At 71.4% G+C, this 3,779-nt stretch carries 3 protein-coding genes and 1 pseudogene; 1 reads left to right on the plus strand and 3 read right to left on the minus strand.

The window, feature by feature from the left end; all coding sequences use genetic code 11:
* Positions 1-62 precede the first annotated feature (62 nt).
* Genes G6016_RS09615 through G6016_RS09625 form a run of 3 tightly spaced genes read right to left on the minus strand, consistent with a single transcriptional unit; the run spans position 63 to position 3,429 of the window.
* A complete protein-coding gene (locus G6016_RS09615) occupies positions 63-773 on the minus strand; it encodes a histidine phosphatase family protein (protein ID WP_182632451.1) in 711 nt (236 codons plus the stop codon).
* Positions 773-2,134 (minus strand): phosphotransferase, encoded by a 1,362-nt coding sequence (locus G6016_RS09620; RefSeq protein WP_182632452.1) that lies wholly within the window; start codon positions 2,132-2,134, stop codon positions 773-775. Before G6016_RS09620 ends, G6016_RS09615 begins: the two co-directional genes overlap by 1 nt.
* Entirely contained in the window at positions 2,131-3,429 is a 1,299-nt protein-coding gene (locus G6016_RS09625; protein ID WP_182632453.1) for an acyl-CoA dehydrogenase family protein, read from the minus strand. Before G6016_RS09625 ends, G6016_RS09620 begins: the two co-directional genes overlap by 4 nt.
* 157 nt (positions 3,430-3,586) lie before the next feature.
* Between G6016_RS09625 and G6016_RS16980 the strand changes: the two are divergent.
* Positions 3,587-3,779, plus strand: a pseudogene (locus G6016_RS16980) (glucosyl-3-phosphoglycerate synthase); the annotation flags it as partial.

A 3,779-nucleotide genomic window follows, 5' to 3' on the forward strand; every position in this document is an offset into this window, starting at 1 on the left:
GGTCCATGCCGGGCCGTGCCGGGCCGTGCCGGGCGTGGTGGCGAACTCTGGCCGCGGCCGGCTCAGCGCAGGGTGATGAGCGCTCGCGGGTCGGCGGGGTCGGCGGCCCGCTCCAGGTGCTGATGCTCATTGACGGAGATGCAGTTCATCCCCTCGCGCCCCACGACCACACGGGCGATCCCGGTATTGACGGTGACCCGCTGCAGTCGCTTCCACAGCCCGGCCACGCCGTCGGGATCGGCCAGCAGTCCGGCGACCGCGAGCGAGATCGTGCCCGCCGAGGACACCACGACGGTGGTCCGGCCCGTGCCCGACCGGGCTTCGGCCGCGGCCAGGGACGCCTTCGTGGTGGTGGCGTACAGGGCGAACGCCTCGAGGCCGGCCCAATGGTGGAGGGCGTCGTCGAGCTGGTCCTGGAAGGCCCGCTTGGCCTCGGGTGAGGAATCGGCGGAATCGAGGGTGCCGTGCCGGGCCGTCAGTCCCGCCTCCCGCGCGGCCTCGAGGACCTCGTCGGCGTTGTACTCCGCCCAGCCCTCGTCGACCTCGATCGGGCAGTCCCAGTCCGCCTTCTCGCGGAGCCCCGCCTGGATGCCCTCGGCCGTCTCCCGCTGTCGGCGCAATCCGCCGTGGATGAGCACGTCCGGGCGAAGGCCCCGGGCGGCCATGTCCTCCCCCGCCAGACGGGCCTGGAGGTGTCCGAGCTCGGAGAGCCGGTCGTAGTCGCCGGAGCCGAACGACGCCTGCCCGTGGCGGACGAGATGGATGGCTCCCATCAGTGCGAGCCGTTCGTCGCCGAGCCGTCGCGGCCGGTGATCGCGCCGAGGATCCCGCTCATCTTGCTGCGCACGTCGTGCATACCGCCGGCGACGAGCGGCATCGCGATCCGCGGCACCCCCAGCAGCTCGGGCACCACGTCCCGCACCCCGAACCTGCCGGGGTTGAGATCGCCGTGCCCGGTGCGGATGATGCGCAGGCACCGCTGCTCGAGCAGCCCCACGGCCGGTCGGAACGGACGGAAGGCCGGGTTGGTGGTCTGGCCGTGGAAGTAGCGGTGGTTGATCTGCTGCGCGATCACCGCGAGACGGAACAGGCCGAACACCTCGTAGAAGCGCCACTGCTCCTCGGTGATCTCGATCCCCGAGCGCCGCGCGTAGCGCTGCACCACCTGCCATCGCGTGAGCATGCCGGGCGCGTTGGTGGGCTGGCGACGGAAAGCCTTGTACATCGGGCCGTCGTCATCCTGCACCCAGTAGGCCAGCGCGCCGGCCAGGTCCATGAGCGGGTCGCCGACGGTCGACATCTCCCAGTCCAGAACCCCCACGACGCGGGTGACGTCCTCGGGGTCCAGCACCAGATTGTCGAACCGGAAATCGTTGTGGACCAGGCAGTGTCCCACATCCTCCGGCTGGTTGGCCTCGAGCCACTTCAACACCGGGGCGAAATCGGGCACGTCCGGGGTGCGGGCCCGCCGGTACCGGGCCGACCAGCCCTCGACCTGGCGGCGCACGTAGCCCTCACCGCGGTCGAGATCGGAGAGCCCGGCGGCGTCGATGTCCACCGAGTGCAGGTCCACCAGCGCGTCGACCGCCGCCTCGGACAGTCGCCGCGTGGTGACGCGATCCATGCGCAGTTCCCGCGGCAGGTCCTTGCGCAGGATCGTGCCGCGCATCCGCTCCATCACGTAGAACTCGGAGCCGATGACCGACAGGTCGTCGCAGAACCCCACCATCCGCGAGACGAGCGGGTACACGGGCCGCAGCGCCGACTGCACTCGGTGCTCGCGGCGCATGTCGTGCGCCCCGCGGGCCTTCGTCCCGGCAGGCGGCCGACGTAGCACCAGGTCGACGCCCGGGTATCGCAGCAGGTAGGTGAGGTTCGAGGCGCCACCGGTGTATTGGCGCACTTCGGGGATGACGGGGTTGTCGTCGTCGCCCAGATCTACACCGGCCAGCACGGTCGCGTCATCGGGCGTGATCGACCGCAGCCACGCTGCCACGGCGGCCACGTCGAACGAGTCCTCGCGGCGCACCGGCCCCGTGCCGGGGACGCGCCGGCGCAGGGCCGGTTCGTGATCGTGCTCGGACTCCTTGCGGCTCGACGACTCGGGGGCGGCTCTGCGGTCTCGGGCGCTCATCGGGTCTCCTCGGTGCGGATCTGTGATGCGGTGGTGCGCGCCGCGGCCGCGTCGCGGTAGGGGGCGAGCATCGATCTGGCGACGACGCCGAGGTGGACCTCGTCCGGGCCGTCGGCGAGTCTCAGGGCACGTGCAGTGGCATAGGCGCCGGCGAGCGGAAAATCGTCGCTCATCCCGGCCCCGCCATGCAATTGTAGAGACATATCGATGACCTGCTGGGCCATGCGGGGGACGGCGGCCTTGATGGCGCTGACCTCCACCGCGGCGTCGCCGTGGGTGTCCAGTTTCCAGGCCGCGTGCAGGACCAGTAGGCGGGCCTGGTCGATCGCGATGCGCGCCTCGGCCAGGCGCTCACGATTGCCACCCAGGTTGACGACCGGCTTGCCGAACGCGACCCGCTCCGACGCCCGGCGGCACGCCAGGTCGAGCGCCATCTCTGCCAAGCCGATCAGGCGCATGCAGTGGTGGACGCGGCCCGGACCGAGGCGGCCCTGCGCGATCGCCGCGGCCTGGCCGGGGCCGCCGATAATGTTGCCGATCGGCAGCCGCACGCCCTCCAGGCGGACCTCGCCGTGGCCGAGCGGCTCGTCGAACATGCCCTGGGCGGTGAGCATCCGCTCCACCGTCACCCCGGGCGCGTCCATCGGCACCAGGACCATGGAGTGGCGCAGGTAGCGGTGGGCGTCCGGGTCGGTGACGCCCATGAAGATCCCGACCTTGCAGTCGGGGTGGCCGACGCCCGTGGACCACCACTTGTGGCCGTCGAGGACCACCTCGTCGCCCTCGACGCGGGCGGTGGCGGCCATGTTCGAGGCGTCCGAGGAGGCGACCTCGGGCTCGGTCATGAGGAAGGCGCTACGGATCTCACCGGTCAGCAGCGGGTCCAGCCAGCGGTCCTTCTGCTCCTGCGAGCCGTACTTGAGCAGGACCTCCATGTTCCCGGTGTCCGGGGCGTTGCAGTTGAACACCAGCGGCGCCAGGAACGAGCGGCCCATCTCCTCGGCGACCGGCGCGTAGTCGGTGTTGGTCAGGCCGGTCCCGCCGCGCGTGCCGTAGCGCTCGGCGTACGGGCCCTCGTGGCCGGCGGGCAGGAAGAGGTTCCACAGGCCCTGCTTCCGGGCCTTTTCTTGCAGGTCGGTGACTCGCGGGTCGACCGCCCACGCATCCTGGCCCGACAACCTGCGGCGGGCGATGTCCGCGTGGATCTGCGGCTCCACCGGCGCGATGTGCTCCTCGATGAACTCACGGACCGCCGCAGTGAGGTCCGCGGCGCGAGCGGACTGAGAGAAATCCATGACTGCATCGTTACACACGGCATTGAACTCCTAGGGCGACCACGGTCGCGCAACTCCCGCTCGGGGCCCCGCGGCTCTCCACCCCGCGCGCTCGTGCGCCAGCCCCGCGGCTCTCCCGGCACGCCCCGGTCGCCCGGGCTCTGGCAGGATCGCGAGGGTGACCGAGAACTCGCCGACCGCGTTCGCGGACCGCATCGACGCGACGGGCGTCGACCCGGTCCGCGACTGGTCAGCGCGCCGAACCTACCGGGCCGCCGATTTTCGTCCCGCCGACCTGGTCGCGGCCAAAGCCGGGCGACGCGTCTCGGTGGTGCTGCCCGCCCGGAACGAGGAATCCACGGTCGGGGTGA

This window comes from Dietzia aerolata (genome assembly GCF_014144865.1).
Taxonomy (GTDB): Bacteria; Actinomycetota; Actinomycetes; order Mycobacteriales; family Mycobacteriaceae; genus Dietzia; species Dietzia aerolata.